The 24,908-nt window shown below is 61.8% G+C and carries 27 protein-coding genes and 4 pseudogenes; 14 read left to right on the forward strand and 17 right to left on the reverse strand.

The features are described from left to right. The first annotated feature begins 112 nt into the window (after window positions 1-112). The 3 genes from lexA (at window position 113) to AC630_RS45520 (ending at window position 1,809) form a co-directional block, all read left to right on the forward strand. On the forward strand, window positions 113-814 hold the full coding sequence (gene lexA, locus AC630_RS19380) for a transcriptional repressor LexA (protein WP_074120079.1): 702 nt from the start codon (window positions 113-115) through the stop codon (window positions 812-814). 177 nt (window positions 815-991) lie between these two features. Beyond that, the gene (locus AC630_RS19385) at window positions 992-1,183 is read left to right on the forward strand and encodes a hypothetical protein (protein ID WP_074120080.1); all 192 of its coding nucleotides are present in this window, start codon (window positions 992-994) and stop codon (window positions 1,181-1,183) included. 191 nt (window positions 1,184-1,374) lie between these two features. Then, entirely contained in the window at window positions 1,375-1,809 is a 435-nt protein-coding gene (locus AC630_RS45520) for a hypothetical protein (RefSeq protein ID WP_074120081.1), read from the forward strand. A 10-nt stretch (window positions 1,810-1,819) separates the two neighbouring features. Here AC630_RS45520 and AC630_RS19395 read toward each other — a convergent pair. The 3 genes and pseudogenes from AC630_RS19395 to AC630_RS19405 all read right to left on the reverse strand — a co-directional run. Next, window positions 1,820-2,896: pseudogene (locus tag AC630_RS19395) on the reverse strand (ComEC/Rec2 family competence protein); the annotation flags it as partial. Between the two features lie 32 nt (window positions 2,897-2,928). After that, window positions 2,929-3,915 carry a tyrosine-type recombinase/integrase gene (locus AC630_RS19400; protein WP_245330456.1) on the reverse strand — a complete coding sequence of 329 codons (987 nt, stop codon included), beginning with the start codon at window positions 3,913-3,915 and terminating at the stop codon, window positions 2,929-2,931. Window positions 3,916-4,224: 309 nt separating this feature from the next. Continuing rightward, entirely contained in the window at window positions 4,225-4,488 is a 264-nt protein-coding gene (locus AC630_RS19405; RefSeq protein WP_143198158.1) for a hypothetical protein, read from the reverse strand. 365 nt (window positions 4,489-4,853) lie between these two features. Between AC630_RS19405 and AC630_RS19410 the strand changes: the two genes are divergently transcribed. Next, complete coding sequence (locus tag AC630_RS19410) at window positions 4,854-5,141, forward strand: hypothetical protein (protein WP_074120084.1); 288 nt, start codon at window positions 4,854-4,856, stop codon at window positions 5,139-5,141. 115 nt (window positions 5,142-5,256) lie between these two features. Further along, window positions 5,257-5,436, forward strand: a complete 180-nt coding sequence (locus AC630_RS19415) for a hypothetical protein (RefSeq protein WP_074120085.1) — start codon at window positions 5,257-5,259, stop codon at window positions 5,434-5,436. A 341-nt stretch (window positions 5,437-5,777) separates the two neighbouring features. On the opposite strand, the gene AC630_RS19420 is transcribed toward AC630_RS19415, so the two are convergent. From AC630_RS19420 to AC630_RS19470, 11 genes and pseudogenes are all read right to left on the reverse strand, one after another. After that, window positions 5,778-6,044, reverse strand: a complete 267-nt coding sequence (locus tag AC630_RS19420; RefSeq protein ID WP_143198159.1) for a hypothetical protein — start codon at window positions 6,042-6,044, stop codon at window positions 5,778-5,780. Window positions 6,045-6,055: 11 nt separating this feature from the next. Further along, entirely contained in the window at window positions 6,056-6,325 is a 270-nt protein-coding gene (locus AC630_RS19425) for a hypothetical protein (RefSeq protein ID WP_074120087.1), read from the reverse strand. After that, window positions 6,325-6,660, reverse strand: coding sequence for a P27 family phage terminase small subunit (locus tag AC630_RS19430; RefSeq protein WP_074120088.1), 336 nt, complete (start codon window positions 6,658-6,660; stop codon window positions 6,325-6,327). Before AC630_RS19430 ends, AC630_RS19425 begins: the two co-directional genes overlap by 1 nt. 192 nt (window positions 6,661-6,852) lie before the next feature. Continuing rightward, the gene (locus AC630_RS19435) at window positions 6,853-7,140 is read right to left on the reverse strand and encodes a hypothetical protein (protein ID WP_074120089.1); all 288 of its coding nucleotides are present in this window, start codon (window positions 7,138-7,140) and stop codon (window positions 6,853-6,855) included. Between the two features lie 12 nt (window positions 7,141-7,152). Then, window positions 7,153-7,932 carry a hypothetical protein gene (locus tag AC630_RS19440; RefSeq protein ID WP_074120090.1) on the reverse strand — a complete coding sequence of 260 codons (780 nt, stop codon included), beginning with the start codon at window positions 7,930-7,932 and terminating at the stop codon, window positions 7,153-7,155. An 814-nt stretch (window positions 7,933-8,746) separates the two neighbouring features. Next, window positions 8,747-9,526 carry a hypothetical protein gene (locus AC630_RS19445; RefSeq protein WP_074120091.1) on the reverse strand — a complete coding sequence of 260 codons (780 nt, stop codon included), beginning with the start codon at window positions 9,524-9,526 and terminating at the stop codon, window positions 8,747-8,749. A gap of 643 nt (window positions 9,527-10,169) precedes the next feature. Beyond that, window positions 10,170-11,030 carry an LvrA C-terminal domain-related protein gene (locus AC630_RS43995; protein ID WP_143198160.1) on the reverse strand — a complete coding sequence of 287 codons (861 nt, stop codon included), beginning with the start codon at window positions 11,028-11,030 and terminating at the stop codon, window positions 10,170-10,172. Continuing rightward, on the reverse strand, window positions 11,017-11,154 hold the full coding sequence (locus AC630_RS47110; protein ID WP_245330457.1) for a hypothetical protein: 138 nt from the start codon (window positions 11,152-11,154) through the stop codon (window positions 11,017-11,019). Before AC630_RS47110 ends, AC630_RS43995 begins: the two co-directional genes overlap by 14 nt. A gap of 112 nt (window positions 11,155-11,266) precedes the next feature. Then, the gene (locus AC630_RS19460) at window positions 11,267-11,452 is read right to left on the reverse strand and encodes a hypothetical protein (protein ID WP_074120094.1); all 186 of its coding nucleotides are present in this window, start codon (window positions 11,450-11,452) and stop codon (window positions 11,267-11,269) included. Window positions 11,453-11,900: 448 nt separating this feature from the next. Continuing rightward, a pseudogene (locus tag AC630_RS19465) lies at window positions 11,901-13,148 on the reverse strand (ComEC/Rec2 family competence protein); the annotation flags it as partial. Between the two features lie 88 nt (window positions 13,149-13,236). After that, on the reverse strand, window positions 13,237-13,470 hold the full coding sequence (locus AC630_RS19470; RefSeq protein WP_074120095.1) for a DUF2171 domain-containing protein: 234 nt from the start codon (window positions 13,468-13,470) through the stop codon (window positions 13,237-13,239). A 387-nt stretch (window positions 13,471-13,857) separates the two neighbouring features. Between AC630_RS19470 and AC630_RS19475 the strand changes: the two genes are divergently transcribed. Next, window positions 13,858-15,180 (forward strand): MFS transporter, encoded by a 1,323-nt coding sequence (locus AC630_RS19475; protein ID WP_074120096.1) that lies wholly within the window; start codon window positions 13,858-13,860, stop codon window positions 15,178-15,180. 81 nt (window positions 15,181-15,261) lie between these two features. Here the strand turns inward: AC630_RS19475 and AC630_RS19480 are convergent, their stop codons facing one another. Then, the gene (locus AC630_RS19480) at window positions 15,262-15,624 is read right to left on the reverse strand and encodes an SPW repeat domain-containing protein (RefSeq protein WP_074120130.1); all 363 of its coding nucleotides are present in this window, start codon (window positions 15,622-15,624) and stop codon (window positions 15,262-15,264) included. 243 nt (window positions 15,625-15,867) lie between these two features. Here AC630_RS19480 and AC630_RS19485 point away from each other — a divergent pair, with 243 nt between their 5' ends. The 8 genes and pseudogenes from AC630_RS19485 to AC630_RS19525 form a co-directional block, all read left to right on the forward strand. Beyond that, window positions 15,868-16,050 carry a hypothetical protein gene (locus AC630_RS19485; protein ID WP_074120097.1) on the forward strand — a complete coding sequence of 61 codons (183 nt, stop codon included), beginning with the start codon at window positions 15,868-15,870 and terminating at the stop codon, window positions 16,048-16,050. 171 nt (window positions 16,051-16,221) lie between these two features. Next, complete coding sequence (gene glnA, locus AC630_RS19490; protein ID WP_074120098.1) at window positions 16,222-17,652, forward strand: type I glutamate--ammonia ligase; 1,431 nt, start codon at window positions 16,222-16,224, stop codon at window positions 17,650-17,652. A gap of 526 nt (window positions 17,653-18,178) precedes the next feature. Continuing rightward, on the forward strand, window positions 18,179-19,183 hold the full coding sequence (locus tag AC630_RS19500; RefSeq protein WP_074120100.1) for a ribonuclease Z: 1,005 nt from the start codon (window positions 18,179-18,181) through the stop codon (window positions 19,181-19,183). Window positions 19,184-19,220: 37 nt separating this feature from the next. After that, a complete protein-coding gene (locus AC630_RS19505; protein ID WP_074120101.1) occupies window positions 19,221-20,369 on the forward strand; it encodes a CapA family protein in 1,149 nt (382 codons plus the stop codon). A 227-nt stretch (window positions 20,370-20,596) separates the two neighbouring features. Continuing rightward, window positions 20,597-20,872: a hypothetical protein gene (locus tag AC630_RS19510; protein ID WP_074120131.1), complete on the forward strand. Its 276-nt coding sequence runs from the start codon at window positions 20,597-20,599 to the stop codon at window positions 20,870-20,872. Between the two features lie 154 nt (window positions 20,873-21,026). Beyond that, complete coding sequence (locus tag AC630_RS19515; RefSeq protein WP_074120102.1) at window positions 21,027-21,698, forward strand: phosphoribosylanthranilate isomerase; 672 nt, start codon at window positions 21,027-21,029, stop codon at window positions 21,696-21,698. A gap of 18 nt (window positions 21,699-21,716) precedes the next feature. Then, entirely contained in the window at window positions 21,717-22,445 is a 729-nt protein-coding gene (locus tag AC630_RS19520) for an SAM hydrolase/SAM-dependent halogenase family protein (RefSeq protein ID WP_074120103.1), read from the forward strand. 274 nt (window positions 22,446-22,719) lie between these two features. Beyond that, window positions 22,720-22,935 (forward strand): annotated as a pseudogene (locus tag AC630_RS19525) (adenosine diphosphatase); the annotation flags it as partial. Window positions 22,936-22,946: 11 nt separating this feature from the next. Here AC630_RS19525 and AC630_RS47115 read toward each other — a convergent pair. Further along, window positions 22,947-23,205 (reverse strand): annotated as a pseudogene (locus AC630_RS47115) (DUF4440 domain-containing protein); the annotation flags it as partial. A gap of 6 nt (window positions 23,206-23,211) precedes the next feature. Continuing rightward, complete coding sequence (locus AC630_RS19535; RefSeq protein ID WP_074120104.1) at window positions 23,212-24,891, reverse strand: glutamine--tRNA ligase/YqeY domain fusion protein; 1,680 nt, start codon at window positions 24,889-24,891, stop codon at window positions 23,212-23,214. Window positions 24,892-24,908: the final 17 nt, after the last annotated feature.

Below are 24,908 nucleotides of genomic sequence, written 5' to 3' on the forward strand. Positions count from 1 at the left end.
CACATATCGAACATATAGTGTCCGTTCATGATTTGTTTCGAGCATGTAGCGGCTCAACGCTGAATTCAGCGTCTCGGAATCGAACGACATCAACCGGGGGATTTTGGTCGAGATGTTAACGCGCAAACAATACGAGCTTCTGCGGTTCATCAGCGAGCGTCTGAAGGAAAGCGGCGTGCCGCCCTCCTTCGACGAGATGAAGGACGCGCTCGACCTGCGCTCGAAGTCCGGCATCCATCGCCTGATCACCGCGCTCGAGGAGCGTGGCTTCATTCGCCGCCTGCCGAACCGCGCCCGCGCCATCGAAGTCATCAAGCTGCCTGAGCTGCAGGCGGCCGCCGGCAGCCGGCGTGGCTTCACGCCGAGCGTCATCGAAGGCAATCTTGGCAAGGTGCGGACAACCTCCAGCCCGCCCGCGGAAGAGGGCGAGCGCCCCGTTGCGGTGCCGGTGATGGGCCGTATCGCGGCCGGTACGCCGATCGAGGCGTTGCAGACCCGCAGCCACACTATCAGCGTACCGCCGGACATGCTCGGCTCGGGCGAGCACTACGCGCTTGAAGTGCGCGGCGATTCGATGGTCGAGGCCGGCATCCTCGACGGCGACATGGCGCTGATCCAGCGCAACGAGAGCGCCGATACCGGCGACATCGTGGTGGCGCTGATCGACGACGAGGAAGCCACCCTCAAGCGCTTCCGCCGCCGCGGCGCCTCGATCGCGCTCGAGCCGGCCAATGCGGCCTATGAAGTGCGCATCCTGCCGCCGAACCGGGTGAAGATCCAGGGCAAGCTGATCGGCCTGTACCGGAAGTACTGAGCGCCCGCTCTCGAGCGATCGACGATGGCCATCAACGATTGGAGCGGATGATTGTCCGCTCCGGCTGGATAGTCTTTCTGGTTTCGCACAGATTATCCGGCCCCCCTCCAGCGCTACATCCTCGGCACGTCGCGCGAAGCAGCCCTGCTTCGCGGCCTTGACATCGAGGAGCCCATCATGCGCAAGACCGTTCTGAGTATGCTCGCAACCGTCTTGATCGCTGCTTCGGCGTCGCAGGCGCTCGCCGCACAATCGCGACATCACATCCGAAGGGAGACGGCCGCCAGGGAGCAATCCCGCAACGCCGTCGAACAGCCCTCGCAGCCGAGCTGGCCATATTCCGGCTCCTCGGCGCCTGCAGGCCGCTGACACGCGTGCCCGCATAATGCACTGGAGCCGGCTTTGTTCCCATTGAAGCCGGGAAAGATAATTTGATCGCAGCCCGCAAAAGCGAGCCGCAGATTTGCCCACAAGCGGCATATGCTTCGAGTCTTCCACTCTGATAGAGGCCTGCGCCTCGAAAGAGGCCCGGGTTGCTATCTTTGCATGAGGAGCACCCGATGTGTGACTACAGCCTGCATGCCGTCGCGACGCGCCCCGCAGAAGTCGGCGAGACGATTGTCACGACAACCTTCCGCGGCACCTCGACGCGCGGCTTCGCCTCCGAGGCCGATCTCTCCGTCGCGGTTTGCCTGCTGCCGGGAACGGAACTCGCTTTCGCCGACAACGTCCGCTACGACAATCGCTGGATCTGGACGCGCACCGTCAACTCACGCGTCGGCAAGTTCGGCAAGGTCGATCCGCACATTCCCGATCGCCATCATGACGCGATCGAATTCCCCGACGGCAAATACGTGCTGGTGACGCAGCTCGTCGAAGGCCAGCGCGCAACTGTGCTGCAATTGCCCGTGACCCAGCCGCTCGGTGAGCGCGAGCAGAAGCCGCAGATCATCGCCGACAGGCAGCCGACCGTGCCGCGCCTGCCAATCGATTGACCGGTCGGCCTCAGTCCTCTGCCTGAAGGTCGGCCTCCGACGGCGTTGCGTCCCCGGAGCGCGGAGCCGCCGACCGTGGCATGAGGGAAAGTTCAGAATCTCCATCGCCGGCAGCCGCCGGCGACCAGGGTCGGTTGGTGCCCCTCGCCTTCACAGCCTGTACTGCAAATCCGTCGCCGCGCTGCGTCAGCGCCAGCGTGCCTTGCCTAGCAAGGCGCTGCCGGTCGACCATCATCGCCGCGCAGTCCGGCGACGCCGGCCTTGCCGTCACCACCAGCGCGGCGCGGCTGCAATCATCCGCAAGCGCATCGATGCGCAGGGTCAGCGCGACCAGGCGCCCATCGGCAAGCGGCGTCACGCAGCCGGACTCGTCGCACGATACGCCGTTGACCAGCGCGGCGCTGCCGGCATCGCGCGGATCTGCATCGGCCGCGAGCCACTCCTTGAGCAGAAAGCCGTCCTTGCTCGCCCGGATCATGTGCAGGTGCCCATCCCTGCCCCGCACCGCGACGCTCTGGCCGTCACCGGCAATGAGGATATCCGGCTGCCGTACCGATAGTCCCCAGAGGACCGCGGCCAGCACCAACAGGGCACCGGACCAGCGCAAGGGCGTGCGCAAGAGGCCCATCAGGATGATCCCGAGGCTGGCCGCGATCAGCGGCCCGATGCCGAAGGCCGGAATGCGGCCGACCGCCCCCGGCAGCGCCGCCACCCAGCGCGAGACCGCAACCATCCAGTCGATGCCAATCCCCATCGCCCACCAGCACACGCCATCGAGCCCGAACGGCGCCAGGAGCAATCCGAACAGCCCGGCCGGCATCACCAGCGCCGAGACCACGGGCATCGCGCCGAGGTTGGCGAGCACGCCGAATGGTGTCACCCGGTGGAAATGGAAGGCGGCATAGGGTGTGGTCGCAAGCCCCGCGATCAGCGAGGCCAGGAACAACATCGAGATCTCGCGGCCGCCCCATAGCGCGATCCGCGCGGTCGCCGAATGATCGGGCGATGCGAACAGGTTCGGCATGCCGATCTGCACCAGCGCCACCAGCCCGAGGGTCGCCGCGAACGACATCTGGAAGCTGGGATGTCTTCTCCCAGATTGCTCGCAACATCAACGACTTAGCTGGCCTTGCGAGTCCTCATCCGGGACTTTTTCTGGGACTTTGCGAGCTGCTCAACCGCGGCGGCGACATCCTCATCCAGCACATGGGCGTAGCGCATCGTCGACTTGATATCGCGATGGTTCATGGCCTTCTGGACCAGCTTCAGATTGCCGCTGTCGCGCAGCAACTTGGTCCCGAAGTCATGGCGGAAATCGTGAAAACGGAAGTCATTCACCTTGGCCCGCCTGCGCAGCGTCTGCCAAGCGGACTTGGCGCCGGTGTAAGTGATGCGATAGCGCTGGCCACGGACGATGCCCAGCTTCTTATTGCCGTAGACCGCCACGTAGGTGAACACGAAATCCGGGTGCTGGCCCTGCAGCGGCCAGAGGATATTGCGAACCGCGTCGGTGATCGGAAACACCACGCGCCTGCCACCCTTGCCGAGCCTGACGATCTGCTTGGTGCCGAAGTTGACCTGAGCCCAGCGAAGCGTCACACATTCCTTCATCCGCATGCCGCTGGCTCGGACGAGGTCGAAGAACGGCTCGTAATCGGCGCGCATCGCACCATCAAACGCCTCGCCCTCGTGGTCCTGCAGCTCTCGTACCCGCTCCACCGGCTCGTCCAGCAATAGCTTGTCCCATTCGGGTTCATTCTCGAATGAAACCTTCTCGGTCTTGGCGAAGGTGAAGAGCCGCTGCAGCACCTTGGTCGCCGACCGGTTGACGGTGGCGTTCGATACCAGCGGCAAGGCCTGCTCTTGCTCCTTGGTACGCTTGCCTCGCCGCTTGACGCGCTGGCTTCGCCGCCACGCCACCATGTCCTTAGCGGCCTGGTGGTCGATCTCGGTTAATGGTTTCGATGGCCCGAAGTATTCGATCAGGCGCGCTAGATTGGTCTCGGTGGCTTTCGTATCCGAGTCGTACTGCGCGCTATGGTTCCAGAGCCGGTCGGCGACGTCATCGATAGCCAGCGATGCCTTGGCGCGCCGCGTCGCCTTCACCAGCGCCTTGGCCTTCTCGCGCTCTAGTGCCTCGAACTTCTTCGCGTCGCCTCGAGTCGTGCACTTCGTGCTGCCATGAAACCGATTGCCGCCGTGCCGGAAGTCATACGAGTAATAGGGCGATCGTGGGTCTTTGTAGACTGACATGGCGTGTCCCTCCCGCGGCGTCGCTCATGCGTTTAGCATTGTCCCAGCTTCGCCCGGTATGCCGTCATGGCCGGAAACGATTCGCCAAGATCGTCGTTGAGCCTCCTTCCCCCTCACGCCGCCCCCCCCCGCCTCACCCGCACCCCGCCTCGCGGCCATCCATCAACTCCCCATGAACTGCTTAACGCCATACTGCTTGGATAGAACGCGCCGGCCAGTACCGCTCGACATGGAATCGCCAACTGCCTGATCGACCATCTTACGAATAGAAATCATCGTCCCGCCATTTGGCGACTTCTGAGCGGTGACCTGGTTGTCGCCGTAGTTGTTGATCGTGACGTCGCCACCGACACCTCCACCAGACGCCACATCGGGGATCGACGGCATGCCGACAATGCCGCCATCTGCGTAGCCGCGTCGCAGCATTTCGACGACGTTAACGCCACCGAGGCGCTTGATGTCTTGCTGAGAGAAGACGATCTCGCCCTTGTGGACGATACCGGCTGGATCGTATTTACCGCCTGCTCCAGTATAGCCGCCGCCGTCGTCAAGAGCCCCGGTGGCGTTCTGTCGGCTTCCTGCGCGATGGCGGACGTAAGCTGGCGCTCAAGCTTGATTGGCAGTTGACCGACCTGTTTGCTGAAATCGTCGTTGGGCAATTTGCCTCCGTTGGGTGAGTACCAGCCAGCGGTGCTGTCCGTATTTCCCCCGCAGTGTCCTCAGTTGAATTTGGGAGTACCCTAATCCAACAACGCTGCGAAACTGGCTATTTCCAACCGCAAGGAAGGCTCATGGAACAGATCCTCATAAATCTTGTCGCGGGCGCACTCGGTGGAAACGCTGCCGGCAAGGCCTCGCCGTCATTTGACCTGGGCACATTGGGCAACACGATTGCAGGGCTCGTCGGTGGAGGAGTCCTTGGACAAATCATCACGCTCGCGTGGCCCGCTATCGCTACGTCCATTCAGAGCGGCAATTTCGACGTCGGATCAATCGTGGCTCAAGTCGTCGGCGGCGGCGCTGGTGGTGCAATCCTCACGGCGATCGTTGGAGCTATGAAGAATAGGTCCGCGGCTTAGCCACCTTCGCGCCAGTACTTCCGTGGTCGCCAGGCGGGCTAGAGATAATGGCGCAGGGTTGCGCACGATGCGCCATGTGCTACACCGCGCCCTCAAACGTTGAAGGAGCGCCCTTTTGGCTAAGAAGAAAAAACCGGTTCGCCGCGAGTGGACAAAGGAAGACATCAAAGAATTGAAGGCGCATTCCAAGGCACGCACGCCTGTCGCGAAGATCGTGAAAGAAACGAAGCGCACTGAGGGCGCGCTCCGTCAGAAAGCGCTGGTCCTGGGAGTCGGACTAGGGCATCAGCGGTAATTGAAGACTGCATCAAACACACTTGGCCGCCGGATTTCGATATTGATTTGACATCAATCTGACGCGATCGGATGCAGACTATCGGTCGTGCGATGAGGCCGTGGCGGCGGCCTCATGTTTGGGTTGAGGGCTCGCCATTGCCAGCCCCGGCGAGCCCTCACTCAGACAGTTATACTGACGCATTAAGTTTTATCGCGGGTGTGACATCGATGACATTGCGCCCCAGCGCCGTCGCGGTAGGCTTTGTTTCGCCGGGGCTGGATCCATATTTTACTTATTCATTTTGCCCGGCAGGCCGCAGTGGTCCGCCGCTGCGGCCTTTTCATTCACGGAGCAGCGAGTCATCTGATGTGCCTCCTCCTCAGTTGTGCCTGAAGCCCGAGCACGACCTCGGCCGGCTCGGTGTCGCAACCAATCAACGATCGCGGCTCACTATCCAAAGGGCACGCCGCGAACTTCGACCGGCCGAGCGCTGTGGCCAGCGCGATTTTCAGGTCGCGCAATTCGGCGGGGTCATGCCCCTGTTTGAGCATTTCCACGCCCTGCCGAAACAGCCCGACGGCCTCTGCGGTTATGTTCGTTGAGTGGCGCCGCTTATCTCGTTTCATCCGCGCAGGCATCAAGGCGGCCCGAACTCGGTCAAAGCCCACGGTGGCCCATAGCGGCCTGGGCCATTCGGGTGCCGGCTGGCATACTCTTCAAGAAACACGCGCCCAAACCGCTGCCATGCGGCGCGCGTCTCCTCGCGATCGGGGCGACCGTCGTCATCCAACGTAATTCCCGCCCATCGCAGATCGGAAAAGCCGTCGTATCCCGTCTCAAACACCTCATCCCAATCCTCGGGAGCGGCGACCGCGCGATGCTTATTCTTCTTGGGGCGCGGCGGCATCAGCGGCGCGTCCCATAGGTGGCATCCCTCGGCATTCGAGGCCCGTCGCCCTGCTGCACATCCAGTCCGAGTTCACGACACAGAATCCGGAATCTATTCTGGGCTTTGTGTTCGATCCCGCACCATGGCGACTCCTTCTGGCAGCCGAAACGATCGACGACGACGTGGCCCTCACTCGCCAAGGCTGCGCGTGCTTTCTCGGCTTCGTCCATGCTTTCACAGGCCAACCGCAAAAGATGGCGATGGTGCTCGTCAAGATCGTAACCGTCGTGGACTTGCCGCCACCATGTCTTGGCGGTGCGCGACAGGTGGCTAGGTGGTTTTGGTGTGGTCATAGATATCCAAAATTTTTAAAACTCCGGGGCAGCCCCCGCGCGCGTTGAGGTATGGCGCCGGTAGCCAAGAATGCTTCGGCCACACTTCGAGTCGCCCCCCTACCCCTGGCTGGCAATGTTGGTGGCGGGCGCCGCTGTTCCCTGAGACGCCCCGCCGGTCGTGCCGGCCCACAGGGGAACACAGGCGCGAACCTATTTCGACAACAGCGCGGCCCGGTTCATACGCGGCTTCTGCTTCGAGGCCTTCTTTGCGGCGGCCTTGCCCCTCGCAGGCTTCGTGTCGGTGTCCATGTCGTAATAAACTTCCCTCGGATCGCGCTTGGCGCTGGACTTCACTTCTGCCTCTGCCTGCCGCAGGCGTACGCTCCGGTTTTCGGGACGAGCCTTGTGCTTGGCGGCGTCGTCTTTCGTGCGCCGCTCCAGATCGGCAACTGCGAGCCTAGTGATTTTTCTCATCTCGGCGTCGGTCATCTTCGTCATGTTCAATATCCTTTAAATAGTTTTCAGCACAGCCAGCGACGCCGGCAGCTTCCAGGTGGGCAACTGCTTCGCGTCAACGTGACCAAGCTCAACCGCGTGCAGAATCACGGAATGCAACGGTGTTCCGGCTTCCAAATCGCCGAAGCTCTCGAGATTGATGGGTCGCAAGTGCTTTCTTTCGACTCCATCGAGGCGCAATTGGTTGCTGAATTCGTGGTGCTGCAGCAGCGCGTCGCCAAGCTTGCGCGCAGCGCCCACGACAGATTCCACAAGCGATCGGTATTCCTCGCCGTGCTGCGCGGCGACTAGCTTGCTGTATTCGGCACGCGCCTTCGCAATCTCGGGCGCTAGTAGATTCAGGGCTTCTGCGATCGCCTCCAACTCCTGGCCGACAGCCCTGTATCTTGGCTCATCAGGCCAATTCGGCGGCGGTGGTGGCGGATCGATCTCCTCTGGTGGTTGGGGGCTCAACAATTCTCCAACCAATTCGACCGCAGCGGCATGCCTAAGCTTCGGTTGCGGTTTCGGCCTCGGCAGTTGCGCTATCCAACCCAATGTCGCGCGCCTCGCCCGCTCAGCCAACGAGACCTTTCCTGGCGTAATGGTAATCCGCTCGCCGGATTCCGTCCGCGTCAGGTGAAATATCTGCGGCGATCCGTCATTGAGTTCGCGCTGAAGTTCATCCTGCCGCGCAAGTAGCTGCGCCTGCTTTTCGAGCAAGTTCGCATATTTCGGATGAACGTCGCGGATCTTGTCGATCTGCGATCTGGATTCGGATTTGATTTTGGCCAAGTGTTAATGCAGGCCGTTATCCACGACAGCAGCGATCAGGATGCGCGCCAGTTGACGGTGGCTTAGATCGTGGCGCCGGTACCCGGACGGAACAAGGCCAGCTTCGGTCAAGTTCTGCACCAACCGGACTACGCGGCGTTGATCGATACCGAGTCGCGCCGCGACAACCCGGCATGCGGGAGATTTCTTCACTGCGATTTTCCAAAATTGGATTTCGATGGGGAAATTAAAGCGGCACTGGCCGAATGGCTGGAGGCTGGCCCAAAATGGGCGACGCCGGGCGGTGGCCGGCGCGGGCCGAGATGTACGTCACGTTGAGGCGGATATTGCCCCCACGGGGGAAAAGGCGGAATGAGTGGCGAATTAGGGATTAGGTCCGTTTCGGTTACTGCGTTAGTTGCAGTATCCACGGCGCTTGATGTGTTCGCCCAAAAACTTGCCTGTTCGTCTCCGCAACTGTAGTCTGATGACTCCTGCTTAGGGGAGCATTAGATGAGACTCGTTTTATTGATTGGATTACTAATCGCGACGCCTTCGCTTGTAGCCGTCGCGCAAACTCAGAAAAGCCCGCCGCCAGCGGGGCATGTGCATTACGACCCGCCTCGGCCACCCGGTCAATTCGTTCCGACCCACGGCCTGGACGCCGTAAACAGCATCAACAATCCGTCTCGGTCCCCATCTCAGAGCGGCGCGATGATTGAATCGCACGTTCCACCAAAACACGAGCCGCCGCCCTCATCATCGGATGATTCTGACGATTGAATTTCGCGAATGGAGGCCGCCAACTAGGCGGCCTCTTTCATTCTCCACAACATCAGGCCGCCTCACGATCCGCGGCATCGCGTCGGGCGTACTCTGCCATCAGCCTGCCGATCGCACCATCAACCAGCTTTACGGCCATGCGTTCTCCTGCCTTGGACGACAGACCAAGCTCGTTGCCAATCTCCTCACTGGTGAGTGTGCCAAGAGCCAGTTCGAGGACGCGGCAAACCTCGCGACCGAGCCGGCGTTTCATGGAGGTGTGATCCATGCGCCGTGCGGCGTCTTCCTGGACGTCGGGCAATTCGTCGGGCACGCAGTAGCCGGAATCCATGGCGACTCTAGCCTTATCCTCCGCTGGCCCGCGCGGCTCTGAGAATGTCTCCTCCAATGTCCGGTACCTGCCACGGACCTTCACAGCGATAATCTTGCCGTGGTCGCCGTAAAGGATACGATTGGCCTTTTCCGGACGCCCCTCCCTTCGGTCTTTCTCGTCCTCGAACGCCGCGGTCGCAAGATCGTCACCGTCTGGCACCTCCTCGCTCAGCCGGCTGTCTACGCGGCTGATCTCGGTGCGGCCCGTGTCATCAACGGGGGCGTTGTCGTTGGCGGCATGTAGCGTCCCCTCAGGCAGTGACACGCCCTCATCTTCCGCGTAGCGCTCCAATGCCTGAATCTCGCGCCAAGCATCTGCTCGCTTGAGGCGGCCGAACGTCGGCCAGTGTTGGTTGCGAAAACGAACCTCTCGTGTGTCGTCCTGCGTGGCCCGGTGCTGGGCTAGGATACGTCGATGCTCTTCCGGGCTGCGAGGCTGGTTGTCGTTTGCGTGGTGCATTGCTTGTCTCTCGTGACGTAACGTGACGTTCTGGCCTTTTCGGCTCTTATTTCGTCCGACTGTCCCGCCGGATCGAATGTTGGACCGGTGACGCTTACGCCGCCTCGTCGTCGTCCTCATAGTCAGCATCCATCCAGGCCGGCCAGTCGCTGGGCTGAGGTGGTATGGAGGCTGGCTTATCCTCGAACAGCTCGGGATGCTGCGCGTCCCATTCCCTACGGCCGGCTTACCCTGGCGCGATGGCTGAGGGATGAGCGCTACGACGAGGACGCACCGCGCGGTTTCCAGAAGGTGGAGAAGGCCAGCAAGCCGGCCAAGCAGGCCACCGCAACCAAGCCCAAACCTGCGAGCCGCACCACCGTGCGCGTTACGTCTGCGGACGTCGTGACAATTGGAGACGTTACCGAGCTGCGGGTTTTGGCGACAGACGCTGAAGGACACGAGCACGAGCGTATTATCGAGCTTGAGCACCCCGACATGGAGACACAGTTCGCGGGCCAGCGCTTATTTGCGCAACTTGTCCACGCGGCTGGCCTGGAGCAAATCGCGGACGGTGAGGAATTGCACGGCCGCACCGTTGTCATAACGGAGGATGGCTTTACGGCACCGACAACCCGGCCGGACGATGAGCCACCGCTGCCGGTTAAACCCGAGCCGGTGGAGTATTCCAAACCGCAATCAACACCCGAGCCACGCCGCGAGCCAACCGAATGGGAGCGCAAGAAGGCAGCGCAATGGCGACGTGAAAGCGCGGAGCGTCGGGCTTGCCTTGTGCATCCCACGAGGCCTGCCAGGCCCCTGCTGCCTTGATCACAGCGGCCTTATCAACCTCGGGCGGTAGCGCGTTCCATGCCGCACGGGCCTCCTTCTTGCCCCTCGCATAGTCATAGGTGCGCCAGCAAAGCTCAAAAGTGGGCTTGGTATCGGCTGGGGTATCGGTGCGCTCTTCCACCGCCGTCCCGCCCGCAGCGGGGGCCGCAAGGCCACCCGCAAGCGGCGGCGCCGTAGGCGCGGCGGGGTCAATCTCTACCTTTCCTGAAGCCGGCTTGTAAGCCGGTTCAGGTAGGTAGGATTCGGTCCCCGTTTGGGCACCACTAGATGTCGCTAGTGGTGCCTGTTCAAGGACCACCCCGGTCCCCACTTTGGCACCACTAGTATCACTATCGTTAGTGGTCCCCGTTTTGGCACCACTAGCCGATGTCACCCAATTCGGCATGTATTCCGAAGGACGGGATCCGGTGCCAAGCGCGCGCGTGACATGGCCCCACTCGTCAAGCTCGCGGCACGCCTTGACGACGGTCGTCCGCTTCATTCCCGTGGCGTTCTCAATGTATCGGAGGCTGGCGCGGCCATTGCCGTGCTTTTTCCAATACGAATTGATGATAACCCAGCCAGCCTTCATGTGTCGCCCGCTGGTGCGCCGGTCAGTGGCTATCGCACCCAGCGTCCACCACTGGGATAGCAAGTCGCCGGGCTTTGCGGTGCGCTGCTTAGCGTCGCTCATGGCGGCACCCTCCGACCGCGACCGCGGCGCGCGCCAGGCTGTCGGCAACACTGCGGTCGAAGGTCAGCGAGTGACCAAAAACACGCAGCGAGCCGTCAGTCTTGCGGATGACGGAAACATCCATTGCCCGAACTCCGGGCGCAATCTCGACGTCGATCGAGGCAAAGCGCCTCCCGCCCGAACACGGGCGCAGATTAAGTATCTTCACTATTCACCCTATGAAATCGCTCGCGGCACTAGGAGGCCCGAGCAAGCGCTCCATCCACGGCTGCCTTCACCCCTGACAGCCACTCGCGCGGCATCTCGGAAAGATGCGCCGTGCGCCATTCAGCGTCGTCACGACCAATCAAGACCTTGACCGTCACTGAATCTCCGCCGGCATAGTAGAGGTCGTCGACGTAACTTCCGTCCCGCATGACCATCGAAATCTCCTAGAGGTAGGATCAATACTGACTAGTGCGGCTTTGGCGGCCCGGCACTAAAGGCCTGCTGATAACTATGGCCGGCGGCGACGAAAAACCGGGGGGGGCGGCGTCCGCTACTATTTTTTGAATGGCGCGGTGCACCGTGCTTCGGCGGCAAGGAACCGCGCTACGGGCCATACGGGGCTTCAGCGCGCTCGGCCCCTCTCGGTCCAACCGTTGGGCCACCGAGCGCGCTGGACACCGGTTCTAGGCCCTTGGCGCCCCCTCCGAACGCATACGGAACGCCAGCACCCATTCCGGGACTCTTTCCGGGACTTTACGTCGCCAATCCGAGGTTTTTGCCAAGTTTTGAGCGGTTTTTGTTCCGGGCGCGGCATCACCACAAGGTCGCCATGCAGTTGAAATTGCAAGAGATTTACACAGATCCGCCCCCATTGACGCAAGTCGCATAGAAGATCTGGAAGCTGGGATGCACCAACGCTTCGGGCGCGACCGCGAGCACGATCAGCGCGGCCACAGCCAGCGTGCGGAAGGTGATGGCGCGGCGATCGACCATCACCGCGATCAGCACCACCGCCGTCATGAAGAACGATCTTTGCGTTGCGACCTCCGCGCCGGACAGCAGCAGGTAGAACGCAGCCGCAACCAGCGCAGCGGCCGCCGACCATTTCTTGATTGGGAAGCCTGCCGCCAGTCCCGGGATCAGGGCGAGCAGCGCGCGCACCGCAAAGAAGACGACGCCGGCGACGACCGCCATGTGATAGCCGGAGATCGAGAGCACATGGCCGAGCCCCGAGATGAACATCGCGTCGTTGACCGGCGTCGTGATCGCATCGCGCCGGCCGGTGAGCAGCGCGGTCGCGATCGCGCGATTGTCGCCCTCGAGAGTCGCACGGATACGCGCATCGATCGCATCGCGCAGGCCCTGCATGGTCGCGGCATAGCGCAGTCGCAGGCCGCCGCCGTCGGGCGGAGTAGAGACCGCGATCGCGCCCATCACGAAGCCGGAGGCGCCGATCCCCTGAAAGAACATGTCGCGCGAAAAGTCGTAGCTGCCGGGACGGACCGGCGAGAGCGGCGGCATCAGCCGCGCCTTCAACTGCACGAAGCTGCCGACTTCGGGCGCTGTCCCCTTGCGCACCGAGAGCCGCACGCGATCGAGCTTGACGTCGCTGCGTTGCGCCTCCATTGCGGTGATGCGCAGCACGAAACGATCGGTGCGCTCGCGGATATCACGCGTCTCGACGAAGCCTGACAGCGAAACGGAATAAAGCGGCTTGGCCAGCACGGTGTGGGCGATGCGCGCTGTCTTCCAGGTCGCCACGGCAAATCCGGCCGCGACCGCCGCGATCATGATCGCCGGCGCGAACAGCCTATTCCCCCGCAGCAGGACCGCGCCGAGCATCAGCACGACCGCTGTCGCGGCAACGACCCACAGTACCGGCTCATGATCGGCGGCAAAGTAGAGCGCGATGCCGGCGCCAAAGGCGACGGGCACCCACGGCAGCAGCCGCCCGGAGCCGGCCTCCGCGCTGGCCCATTCGCGCAGCGTCCCGACGATCGCGGGCCAGGCACCAAAGCCCGCCGGCGCAAAGCCGCCGGCCGACGCGGTCCGGCCAGTCGGCCAGGTCCCGGCGATCGGAGTCCCGGCGATGCCTTGCGAGACGCGCTGCGGCCGGCCCGGCTCCGCCATTCCCCTGCACCTTACGATACGCGACAGGCACCGAAGCTACCGGAACGTGCAGGCACGCGAATAGTGTACGGATCAGGAACGGGCGGCCCTATTTTTCCTCTTCCATCGTCACGGCTACGTCCGCCTTGGCCGAGAGCCGGACCTTGTTGCCTTCGACGCCGGCGACGAGACCCTTGTCGATGAAGTGATGGTGGCCCCTGTGGCTGCCCTCACCGCTGTCCTTTTTGGTCAGCTTGATGCGGTTGCCTTCGACCTTGTCGACGGTGCCGATGTGGACGCCGTCGGCACCGATGACTTCCATATGCTCTGCGATGTTCTGCATGGTGGGATCCTTTTCTGGCCCCGTCACAACGCGTGAGACGCCTTTCCGTTCGTTGCTGACCAGAAGTGGCGGAGAAGTCGAGCCTTGCGGCCTCCTTCGCAAGACGCCATGTCTCAGATCGATTGAGCCGAAAGTCTCATAAGTTGCCAGCCCGTGCTGGGACTAAACTACGGTTCCCAGCCTCCCCGACAGATGGGTAAGGCAGTGGTGGCTCGCGGTTCTAACACCGCCGGAGCTCTTCTCAGGTGGCGGAAAACACGCCTGAGGTCAGACGTTGCCGACGCAACTCTTTGAACTGGCGCCTGCGACGCCGCGCATCACGCTCTCCGCGAGAAGATCGACCGCTGAAACAAGCGTGGAGACGTTTTGAAAACATAGGAGTCGCACATGCAGGTACAGAGCGATTTTCGCCGCGTGATCGTCGCTGCATCGGTGGGAAACATCATCGAATGGTATGATTTCTATATCTTTGGCAGCCTGGCCGCAGTTCTATCGGTCAAGTTCTTTGAGCAATCCCACCCGGTTGCAGCCCTCCTCAGCACGATCGCCCTCTTCACGGCAGGATTTCTCATCCGTCCGCTGGGGGCCTTCCTGTTCGGATGGATGGGTGACCGGGTCGGCCGCAAATACACCTTTCTCATCACGCTCAGCGGAATGGGATTGGGTACGGGGGCGATCGGGTTGATCCCGACTTACCAGTCGATCGGTCTAACGGCCGCGTTCGTTCTCTTCGGCCTGCGCATGATCCAGGGCCTGTGCCTGGGCGGCGAATATGGTGGCGCCATCACTTACGTTGCCGAACATGTGCCGGACGATCGACGCGGCTACTACACCGGCTGGCTGCAGACCTCGCCTACTCTTGGAATCGTGGTGTCGCTGGCCGTCATCGTCCTCACGCGGACATATGCCGGCAACCAGGCGTTCGACGAATGGGCGTGGCGCGTTCCGTTCCTGCTGTCCTTCCTGCTGGTGGCGATTGCTATCTACATCCGGCTCCAGCTCCAGGAAACCCCGATCTTCCAGGAGATCAGGTCCCGCGGCCAGATGACGAGGAACCCCTGGAAGGAGGCCTTCCTCAGCTCTAACATCAAATATATCGGGATCGCGATTGTGGTCCTGATTGGACAGGGCGTGGTCTGGTACAGCGGTCAATTCTGGGCGCTGTACTTCCTGCAGCAGGTCTCCAAGGTGGACCCGCTGACCTCCGCCTACATCGTGGGAGCCGCACTGCTCATTGCAACGCCGAGCCTGATCTTCTTTGGCTGGCTGTCGGATCTGATCGGCCGCAAGCCGGTGATCCTCGGCGGCATGCTGCTCGCCGCGATCACGTATTATCCGCTGTATCTGTGGCTGGGGACGGTCACGCAGCCCGGACACATCAACTATCCTGCCGCGACCTTCATCATCTTCATTCTCGTTTGCTATGTCGGAATGGTGTACGGACCGGTCGGCGCGTTTCTGGCGGAATTCTTCCCCGCCAGGATCAGGTACACGTCGGTTTCCGTGCCGTACCACATCGGCAATGGCTGGGGTGGCGGATTGGTACCGTTCATCACGTCGGCGGCATTCGCCGCGACCGGCAGCGTCGGCTACGCGCTGATCTACCCGATCGTGGTCCCCGCGGTGTGCTTCGTGCTTGCCGTCTTCCTGATGCCGGAGACTCGCAAGATCAGCATCTGGCAACCGATCGAGCCGAGAGCCGCAATGTAATGGGTTACTCCTGGTGCAGGACCGCAAGGCCCTGCACCGGAGTTCGTGTCGAAGCGCAAAGCGCCCGGCTAACACCTCTTCTCAGCCGGCCAGGCGATGCCAGCGATCGTGCCACCAGTTGCTGAAGTCGCGATCGGTCATCAACTCCCAGACAGCGAGCAGAATCACCACTATGCCGGACAGTACGCTGCTCACCGTGGCCGATACCGGCTCATAACCGATAGTCCAAGGTGCCAGCAGCAGAGCCAGGCCCAGCAGCATTTCTCCCCACTCCTCCAGGTAGGACGGGATGACAAATGCCTCGATGGCAAACAGCATGACGCCGAGCCCGAGTGCGATCGTGACCCAGACAGCCGCGCCGGATAAGCCCAGGATAAAGGACGAAAGGACCAGCCACAGGCCCACCAGGAGGCTGGCAGCGTCTTGCCAATGTTGGATGCGCATGATGCTCACCTCCTCTCTCCCAGTTAGATGGGGGCGCGGTTGTGAAAATGCATCCCTCCGACCTGCGCCGTGCTGTCGCTACCGAAGCCGCATCCCGTCCTCGCGGCCGATACCCGGAAAGGGCTCTTGCGAGTGCGCTGCACCAGGATGCAGACTGGCTGCGCTTGACAGGTGTCGACGTCTATCGTCCCCGGCCCCACCACCTGGTTCGCGTGGCGCCCGGGACAAGAGGGAGGTGACGCCATGCGAGAAATCGAAATCCACGACTATGCGCGCCAGTTGCTGGAAGCACATGGCCCCAAGGCCATTGCGGAAGCAGCCCAGAACGCCATCGAGCTCGAGTCAAAGGGCGAGCTCGAGCTCGCCAAGACCTGGCGGCATATCGAAGACGCCATGAAGCTGATGCGCGGGCCTCACCAAAGCTGAAGCCGCCGGCGCGTGCGTAGTCGCCTGACCGCAAATGCCGCCAAACCGGATTGAGGCTGGAGGGGCGGGCAACACAGAGTATGGACCACAATCCGTCGCGAGCCGTTCGGCTGCGGCTGAACGGCAACGCGACCCGCAAGACGCGCATCTCAATGATGCTGGGAGCGAGCCATGTTTCCAAAATGTGCGACAGCCGAAGATCTCGTGAACGCGATCAAGGACGAAAGGGTCCAGATGATCGATCTGCGGTTCACTGACCTGCCGGGGGTATGGCAGCATTTTTCCGTCCCGCCGAGCGCAGCGAGCGTCGATGCGCTCGAGGAGGGCATCGGGTTCGACGGCTCATCGATCCGCGGCTTCCAGGAGATTCAGGAGAGCGACATGCTGGTCGTCGCCGATCCGACGACGGCCTTCGCCGACCCCTATAGTCCGGCAAAGACGCTGGTCCTCATCTGCAACATCCGCGACCCCGTGACCGGCCAATCCTACAGCCGGGATGCCCGTTACATCGCTCAGAAGGCTGAAGCCTATCTCAAGGACGCTGGGCGCGCCGACACGAGTTACTTCGGCCCGGAGGCGGAGTTCTTCGTCTTCGACGAGGTGCGCTACGGTCAGGGTATCAACTATGCCATGCACGAGGTCGATTCCAGCGAAGGCAGCTGGAACACCGTCGCGGAGGAAGCGCCGAATCTGGGGCACAAGCCGCGCCCGAAGGAGGGATATTTTCCTGTTCCTCCGACCGACAGCATGCAGGCGCTACGCACCGACATGGTACTGACCATGGAACAGCTGGGAATCCAGATCGAAGCTCATCACCACGAGGTCGCAACCGGCGGCCAAAACGAGATCGACATGCGCTTCACAACCCTCACCCGCATGGCCGACAATCTGATGATCTACAAATACGTGGTGAAGAATACCGCGCATCAACATGGCAAGACCGCAACCTTCATGCCGAAACCGCTGTTCGAGGACAACGCTTCGGGCATGCACGTTCACCAGTCGCTCTGGAAGGGCGAGACCAACCTGTTCTACGACAAGGGCGACTACGCCGAATTGAGCCAGCTCGGCCGCTACTACATCGGCGGGCTCCTGACCCACGCCTGGGCGTTGTGCGGGCTTTGCGCCCCCACCACGAACTCCTATCGGCGTCTTGTGCCGGGCTATGAGGCTCCCATCAACCTGGTCTACTCCCAGCGCAATCGCTCGGCCTGCTGCCGGATTCCAATGTACTCGCCGAATCCACGCGCCAAGCGCGTCGAGTTTCGTTCGCCCGATCCCTCCTGCAATCCCTACCTGGCCTTTGCCGCGATGCTGATGGCGGGCCTCGACGGTATCGACAACCGGATCGACCCCGGCAGCCCCATCGACAAGAATCTTTACGACCTCCCGCCCGCTGAAGCAAAGGAGGTGAAGTCGACACCGGGATCGCTGGACCAAGCGCTGGACGCACTCGAGCGCGATCACGCATTCCTGCTGCGCGGCGGCGTCTTCACTGCCGACGTGATCGAAACCTGGGTCGACTACAAGCGAAAGAAGGAAGTCGATGCGATCCGGCTGCGGCCGCATCCCTACGAGTTCCACCTCTACTATGACATCTAGTCGCGGCCTGGGCAGCAACCGACGCGGTTGGGGGGCGCGCCGCGGCCCAACGTGACATCGAGAGCGTATGTCAGCGGCCTACCCCACGATTGCCAGTGCGAGCAGGCCGGAGCCAAGCAGAACGATTCCTGTGACAGTCACGGCCAAAAAAGCAAGAGATGTGAATTCTTCGCGCATGGAGCGTACTCACCACGCTCCGACCATCACAAGAGTCGCGATGCTCAAAGCCGAGAAACACAGGATGACAACTGGCCCGGTGAAACTCTGGTTCCACATTGCGAGCTCTCCCTCCGAGAACTTTCGCACCACCTTAAGTCGGTCATGCTTTGCCGTGACTTCATCGTTTCTGGGAAATGGTTTCATCCCAAGGTCATTTGTGTCTTTCGTGCGCGCAGAGTTCCGCTCCATTGTCGTCGGTCGCGCCCGATCCGGGTATTCCAGCTCGATCTTGCCCCGTGCGGAATCCATCGACGTCCCCTAAGATGAGGGCAGATGCATTGGGACTGTTGCAGCAGAATAGTTTGTCATGCGACCGCTTTTCCATCCGGGCCTGGTCAACGGTCGCTACGGCGATCCGACGGTCTATGTCGAAACGCTGTTCGAAAAGCGAAGTCTACTATTCGATATCGGAGAGATCGCTTCACTGGCGCCGCGGAGGATTCGACGCGTCGACCAGGTCTTTGTCTCGCATGCGCACATCGACCATTTCGTTGGCTTCGACCATCTGCTGCGTTTGCTCGTCGGGCATGAAAAATCGGTGCAGATTTTCGGTCCGTCCGGATTTGCCGAGCACGTCTTTCACAAGCTTCAGGCCTATCGCTGGAACCTGGTCGAAAGCTATCCCTGCGATCTCATCTTCGATGTGAGCGAATTCGGAGTGGGCAATTCGATCTCCACCACGCGGTTCCGGCTGAGGAAGGCATTCGCAGCGGAGCCATCGGGCTCTCGCAAGACCGTTTCCGGCTTACTCTGCGATGAACCGACCCATCGCGTCTCGGCCGCGATCCTTGAACATGGCACGCCCTGCCTCGCCTTCGCGCTGCAGGAGGCGGCCCATGTCAACGTCTGGAAGAACAGGCTGCTCGAGCGCGGACTGCCCGTCGGTCCCTGGCTGCTCTCGCTGAAGAAGGCTGTCGTCGAGCGTCGCGCCGACGATCAATTGATCCGTATCGGTGAAGCAGCAACGTCCGATCGTCTCGTTCCACTCGCCAGCCTGCGCGATCTCGTGACGTTCACCGCCGGTCAGAAAATCGGCTATGTGACCGACGTTGGCGACACGCCGGGCAATCGCGCTGCCATCGTGGCACTGATTCAGAATGCGGATATCCTCTTCATCGAGGCGGCGTTTGCGGGGGCAGACGCTGCTTTGGCGCGGCAGCGGGCTCATCTTACCACCACGGCTGCCGGAGAAATCGCGCGGGAAGCTAATGTCCGCCGCGTCGAGCCTTTTCACTTCTCTCCACGCTATGCGGGAGAACAGGAACGGATGCTCGCCGAGGTGATGGCGGCGTTCGGCGCATCTCGCGCCTGACGCAAAGACCTGAGCGGCAGGACCTGAGTGGAGAGTCATGTCCGAGGAACGACATCTGCCAGCTGGGTATCGGAAACCGGTGCGGCTCTTCCTATGCGGAGATGTCATGTGCGGCCGCGGCATCGACCAGGTGCTGGCGCACCCCTGTAGCCCCGAGATTTACGAAGATTACATGCGATCGGCGGCGGGCTACGTGCTGCTCGCCGAGCAGGTGAATGGGCCTATTCCGCGGAGCAATGGATCGTCCTACGTCTGGGGCGCTGCACTGGACCAATTGGAGTCTATGCAGCCGGACGCGCGGATCATTAATCTCGAAACGGCTGTGACGGGCAGCAACGACCGCGCGAACAAGGGCATCAACTACCGCATGAGCCCCCAGAACGCAGACTGTTTCGCGGCCGCGCGGATCGACTGCTGCCTATTGGCCAACAACCATGTGCTCGATTGGGGCCGCGCCGGCCTGGTAGAGACGCTGACGATTTTGCAGAAGCTCAACATCAGGGCGGCGGGCGCAGGCCGCAATGATCTGGAAGCGCGCGCACCCGCAGTGCTCAACCTTGCCGACGCCCGGCTCCTGATCTTTGCGTTCGGATCGACATCGAGCGGAATCCCGTTCAAGTGGGCTGCGGCGTCAGACACTCCGGGTGTCAACCTGCTGCCTGACCTCAGCGGTGCTAGCGCATTCGAGGTCGCTGACCAGGTCATGGCGGCCAGAAGGCCGGGCGATCTCACGGTGGTGTCGATCCATTGGGGATCCAATTGGGGATATCACGTTCCTGATGAGCAGAGGATTTTTGCCCGCTCCCTGGTCGACCAGGCAGGCGTGTCGATCGTTCACGGGCATTCTTCGCATCATCCGAGAGCGATCGAAATCTATCGAGACCGCCTCATACTCTACGGCTGCGGTGATTTTCTGAACGACTATGAGGGGATCCGTGGTCACGAGTGCTACCGCGACGACCTGACGTTGATGTATTTCGCCGACCTGGATCCAACCCGCGGAAGCCTCCATGCGCTCAAACTGGTTCCCATGCAGATCAAGAACTTTCGTCTCTCCATTCCATCGCGGCGCGACATTGAATGGATCCGGCAAACCCTGGATAGGGAATGCCGGCCGTTCGGAACAAGGGTCATTTTTGAATCCGAACAGCAGCTTGCATGTTTCGCGCAGAGGGCAACGACCTGACTCTCGTAACAAGCACTCCCCGATGAAATTGGCGGGCCAGCGCACCTGGGACTGCTTCCCGCCCGGCAGCTGACCTAATCTTCGACGGTCACGATAGCAGCCAAGGGCCGCCAGAAGTGGGCGCTAAGCGTTACGCCACACAAAGCGGTGTGCTGAAGCCGTTCCCGAGCCCAACGGCAGGCCCGCATCCGACCCAGATATGCTGGAAAGGCGACGAGGAGGAACGGATGATAATTGCCCTGTACACAGTTGCAGCTGTCATCATGGCTGCCGGGAGCCTCTACCTCGCCTGGCGGAACAGGGACTTTCGCAAATTTCTGGCAGGCGCGTTCTTCGTATCATCGGGCATCTTGTTCTATCTCTATCTCGCCGATGTTTCGGTGCCTCTATTGGGGACAAGTTTCGTCGAAACGCCTCAGATCAGCGGTGGCCGATCCATCGTCCATTTCATCCTCTTCTTGCTCTGTTTGTATTTTGGCTTCGTCAAGAAACTAGAGTCTTGAAACCGACGCAATATCCGCTCTGGGTGAGACTCGGAAGCGCCCGCCAACGGGCACCTAGTCCGCATTTCTCCCGCTAGCCGACACAGGCAGTGGCTTTGCCAAACGCCGCCTTCGGATGTCTTATGCTCAATGTCCGCCGCGGAGGTTACGCCCGATGTTGACCCAGGTTTATGAAATCTCCACCATCGAAGAGGCGTCCGCTGTTTCTGCCATTGGTGTCGATCATATCGGCGTGCTCGTCGGAGACGGCCGATTTCCGCGCGAGTTGCCGATCTCAGCAGCTTCCGAAATCGGCGCGGCGATTGCACCGCCATCGAAGTTCTCAGCACTGTTCCTGAGCAGCGATCTCTCCTTGATTGCGTCATGGGCGCGCGAACTCAACCCCGCGATCGTCCACCTGGGAGCGAGCCCCGAGCTGTTGTCCCCGCAAGATGTTGCTTCACTCAAACGCATGTTGCCCGGGATCGTCGTGATGAGAAGCATACCAGTGTTCGGCGAGGAGAGCGTCGCGATTGCCCGGAGCAGGAGCTATGCTGGCATTGCGGACTTTTTGCTTCTCGACAGCTATCGGCCCACGGACAAGCAGATCGGCGCGCTCGGCGTGACGCACGACTGGAATATCAGTCGCCGCATCGTGGACCTCGCCCGTATTCCTGTTGTCCTTGCCGGCGGCCTCGGACCGGACAATGTCGCAGAAGCGATCCGAACTGTCCGTCCAGCCGGCGTCGATTCCAAGACGAGAACGGATCAGGATGGATCGCATGCCAAGGACCTGGATCGAGTCCGCCGGTTCCACGAAGCGGCTCGAGCGGCTGCGCCGTCATAGCGTGGAGCGGCTGACATCATGATTGTTCTGTTCACGGATTTCGGATTGCAGGGCCCCTATACGGGCCAGATGAAGGCCGTGCTGCACCAGATTACGCCTAACGTACCCGCTTTCGACCTCTTCACCGATGCGCCCATGGGCAATCCCAAGGCGTCGGCGTACCTCCTGGCGGCTTATGCGACCTGGTTTCCGCCGGAAACTGTCTTTCTCTGCGTCGTTGATCCCGGCGTCGGCGGGACGCGCCCGGCCATCATGCTCGAGGCCGACGGCCGGTGGTATGTCGGCCCCGGCAACGGCTTGTTTGAGCTGGTCCAGCGCCGCGCCACAAGGACGCGCAGTTGGGACATCGACTGGAGGCCGGAGCGCCTCTCGGCCAGCTTTCACGGGCGCGACCTCTTCGCACCGGTCGCAGCCATGCTGGCGCGCGGCGAGCCGCCGCCCGGCCAGCAGCGAGAGGATGACAGGGATCGCCGCGCAGACTGGCCCGACGACCTCTGCGAGATCGTTTACGTCGACCACTTCGGCAATGCTATGACTGGATTGAGAGCCGCCGTGCTGCCGCCCAACGCCAGGCTTGCCTTGGCGGGTCACATATTGGAGCGCGAGAGAACCTTCAGCGATCGGCCGCCAGGCTCAGCCTTCTGGTACGAGAACTCGAACGGGCTCGCCGAAATCGCCGTCAACCAGGGCCGTGCGGACTGCGATCTTGGCCTCTCGACCGGCAGCCCGGTTGAGATCGTCCCTTAGATCGTTATGTCGCAAAGTGGTCTGCAGCTATGCGCACGCCAAGAAACCGGAGCTCAGGAACGGATTGGCCAAAGCCGCAGACGCGCCACGCCAAGCCGCCGGCGACTGGCAACAAGCGGCTAGCCGATCAGACCCGCAAGCTTCTCGGCAAGCACTACGCGAGCAAATATCGGGTGGGGCCATCGCGGTAAGGGACGAAATCGGCCACCCGTGCTGCTCGCAATCAGTTTCCGGCGGCCTAAACCTGTAGCTCTCCCCCTAGAGCAGCGCGGCCATGGAACTCACCGTGGTACCGATCGTCAAGCCGGACACGGCCAACTTCATTTTCGACCAGTCGCATTTCATCAAGACCGTGGAAGACCTCCACGAGGCGCAGGTCGGCGCGGTTCCGGGCATCCGCTTCGGGCTGGCCTTCTGCGAGGCCTCCGGCAAGCGGCTGGTGCGCTGGTCGGGCAATGACGAAGCAGCCCTCACCCTCGCCCGCAACAATTGGCCATCGGCCACATCGGGCACGACCTGAGCCGCAGCCACCTCGGAGAAGCGGACGCTCTGCGAGCGCCAGCGCGGCAGGCCGTTGAAATAGGCCGCTACTCCGTCCCTGCCCCGATAGAGCTTCGGATTGGAGCCGAAGAAGAACGCGTTCTTCGAAATAGAGCGACGACAGCGCCGCTGCGTCGAGCTTTGCAAAGCCGGCGCACCATTTCGCGATGATGGCGGAAACGATGTCGTCGGCTTCGTTGCTCGTATTCGCCCCTCTCAGCGCTTGTCAGCCCTTGGCGACTTCCTTCGCGAACGTATCGCGCAGGCCGATGGTCCTGGAGAACACCGGCTTGCCCGGCGTCGAGTCCTTGTCGCGCACGAAATAGCCCTGGCGCTCGAACTGCATCGGCTCCATCGAATTGCTCTCCGCGACCGATGCCTCGATCCGCGCCTCGGAGAGGATCTCCAGCGACTGCGGATTGAGATCGGCGGCGAAGTTCGAGGCGTCCGGGCTCGGATTGGCGAAGAGCTGGTTGTAGATGCGGATCTCCGCCGGCTTCGACGTCGCCGCCGGCAGCCAGTGCATGGTCGCCTTGACCTTGCGGCCGTCGGGCGCGTTGCCGCCCTTGGTCGCGGGATCATAGGTGCAGCGCAGCTCCACCACCTCGCCGGCATTGTTCTTGATCACGCCGGTGCACTTGACGAAATAGGCATAGCGCAGCCGCACCTCGTTGCCCGGCGACAGGCGAAAGAACTTCTTCGGCGGGTTCTCCATGAAGTCGTCCTGCTCGATATAGAGCTCGCGGCCGAAGCTGATCTTGCGCGTGCCGGCGGAGGGATCGTCGGGATGGTTGATCGCCTCGAGCTCCTCGACCTGCCCTTCCGGATAGTTCTCGATCACGACCTTCAGCGGCTTCAGCACCGCCATGCGGCGTTGCGCCGTGCGGTTCAGCTCCTCGCGGATGCAGAACTCCAGCATGCCGACGTCGACCACGCTGTTGGCCTTGGCGACACCGATGCGCTTGACGAATTCACGAAGGGCGGCCGGCGGCACGCCGCGGCGGCGCATCCCCGCGATGGTCGGCATCCGCGGATCGTCCCAGCCCGCGACATGGCCATCGCGGACGAGCTGGGTCAGCACGCGCTTCGACAGCAGCGTGTAGGTCAGGTTGAGCCGCGCGAACTCGTACTGGTGCGGCTGCGACGGCACCGGCAGATTCTCGATGAACCAGTCGTAGAGCGGCCGGTGGTCCTCGAACTCCAGCGTGCAGATCGAGTGCGTGATGCCTTCGATCGCGTCCGACTGGCCGTGGGCGTAGTCGTAGCTCGGATAGATGTTCCATTCGGTCCCGGTGCGCGGATGATGCGCATGCAGGATGCGGTACAGCACGGGGTCGCGCAGATTGATGTTGCCCGCGGCCATGTCGATCTTGGCCCGCAGCACGCGCGCGCCGTTCGGGAATTCGCCGGCCTTCATGCGCCGGAACAGGTCGAGATTTTCCTCGACGGTGCGGTCGCGGAACGGCGAGTTCTTGCCGGGCTCGGTCAGCGTGCCGCGCGCGAGGCGGATCTCCTCTTGGGTCTGGTCGTCGACATAGGCGCGCCCGTCTCGGATCAGCTGCTCCGCCCATTCATAGAGGCGCTCGAAATAGTCCGAGGCGAAGAACAGGTTCTTGCCCCAGTCGAAGCCGAGCCAGCGCACGTCGGCCTGGATGGAATCGATATATTCCTGCTCTTCCTTGACCGGATTGGTGTCGTCGAAGCGCAGATGGCAGCGCCCCGGAAACTCCTGGGCGATGCCGAAATTGAGAGCGATCGACTTGGCGTGGCCGATATGCAGGTAACCGTTCGGCTCCGGCGGGAACCGGGTCACGATCTCCTTGTACTTGCCCTGATCAAGGTCGGCCTGGATGATGTCACGAATGAAATCGCGCCCAACCTCAGTCGCCACCGGTTCTGTCGTCATTCCGCAAATCCTGTAAG

This window comes from Bradyrhizobium sp. AS23.2, from assembly GCF_001908185.1.
Taxonomy (GTDB): Bacteria; Pseudomonadota; Alphaproteobacteria; order Rhizobiales; family Xanthobacteraceae; genus Bradyrhizobium.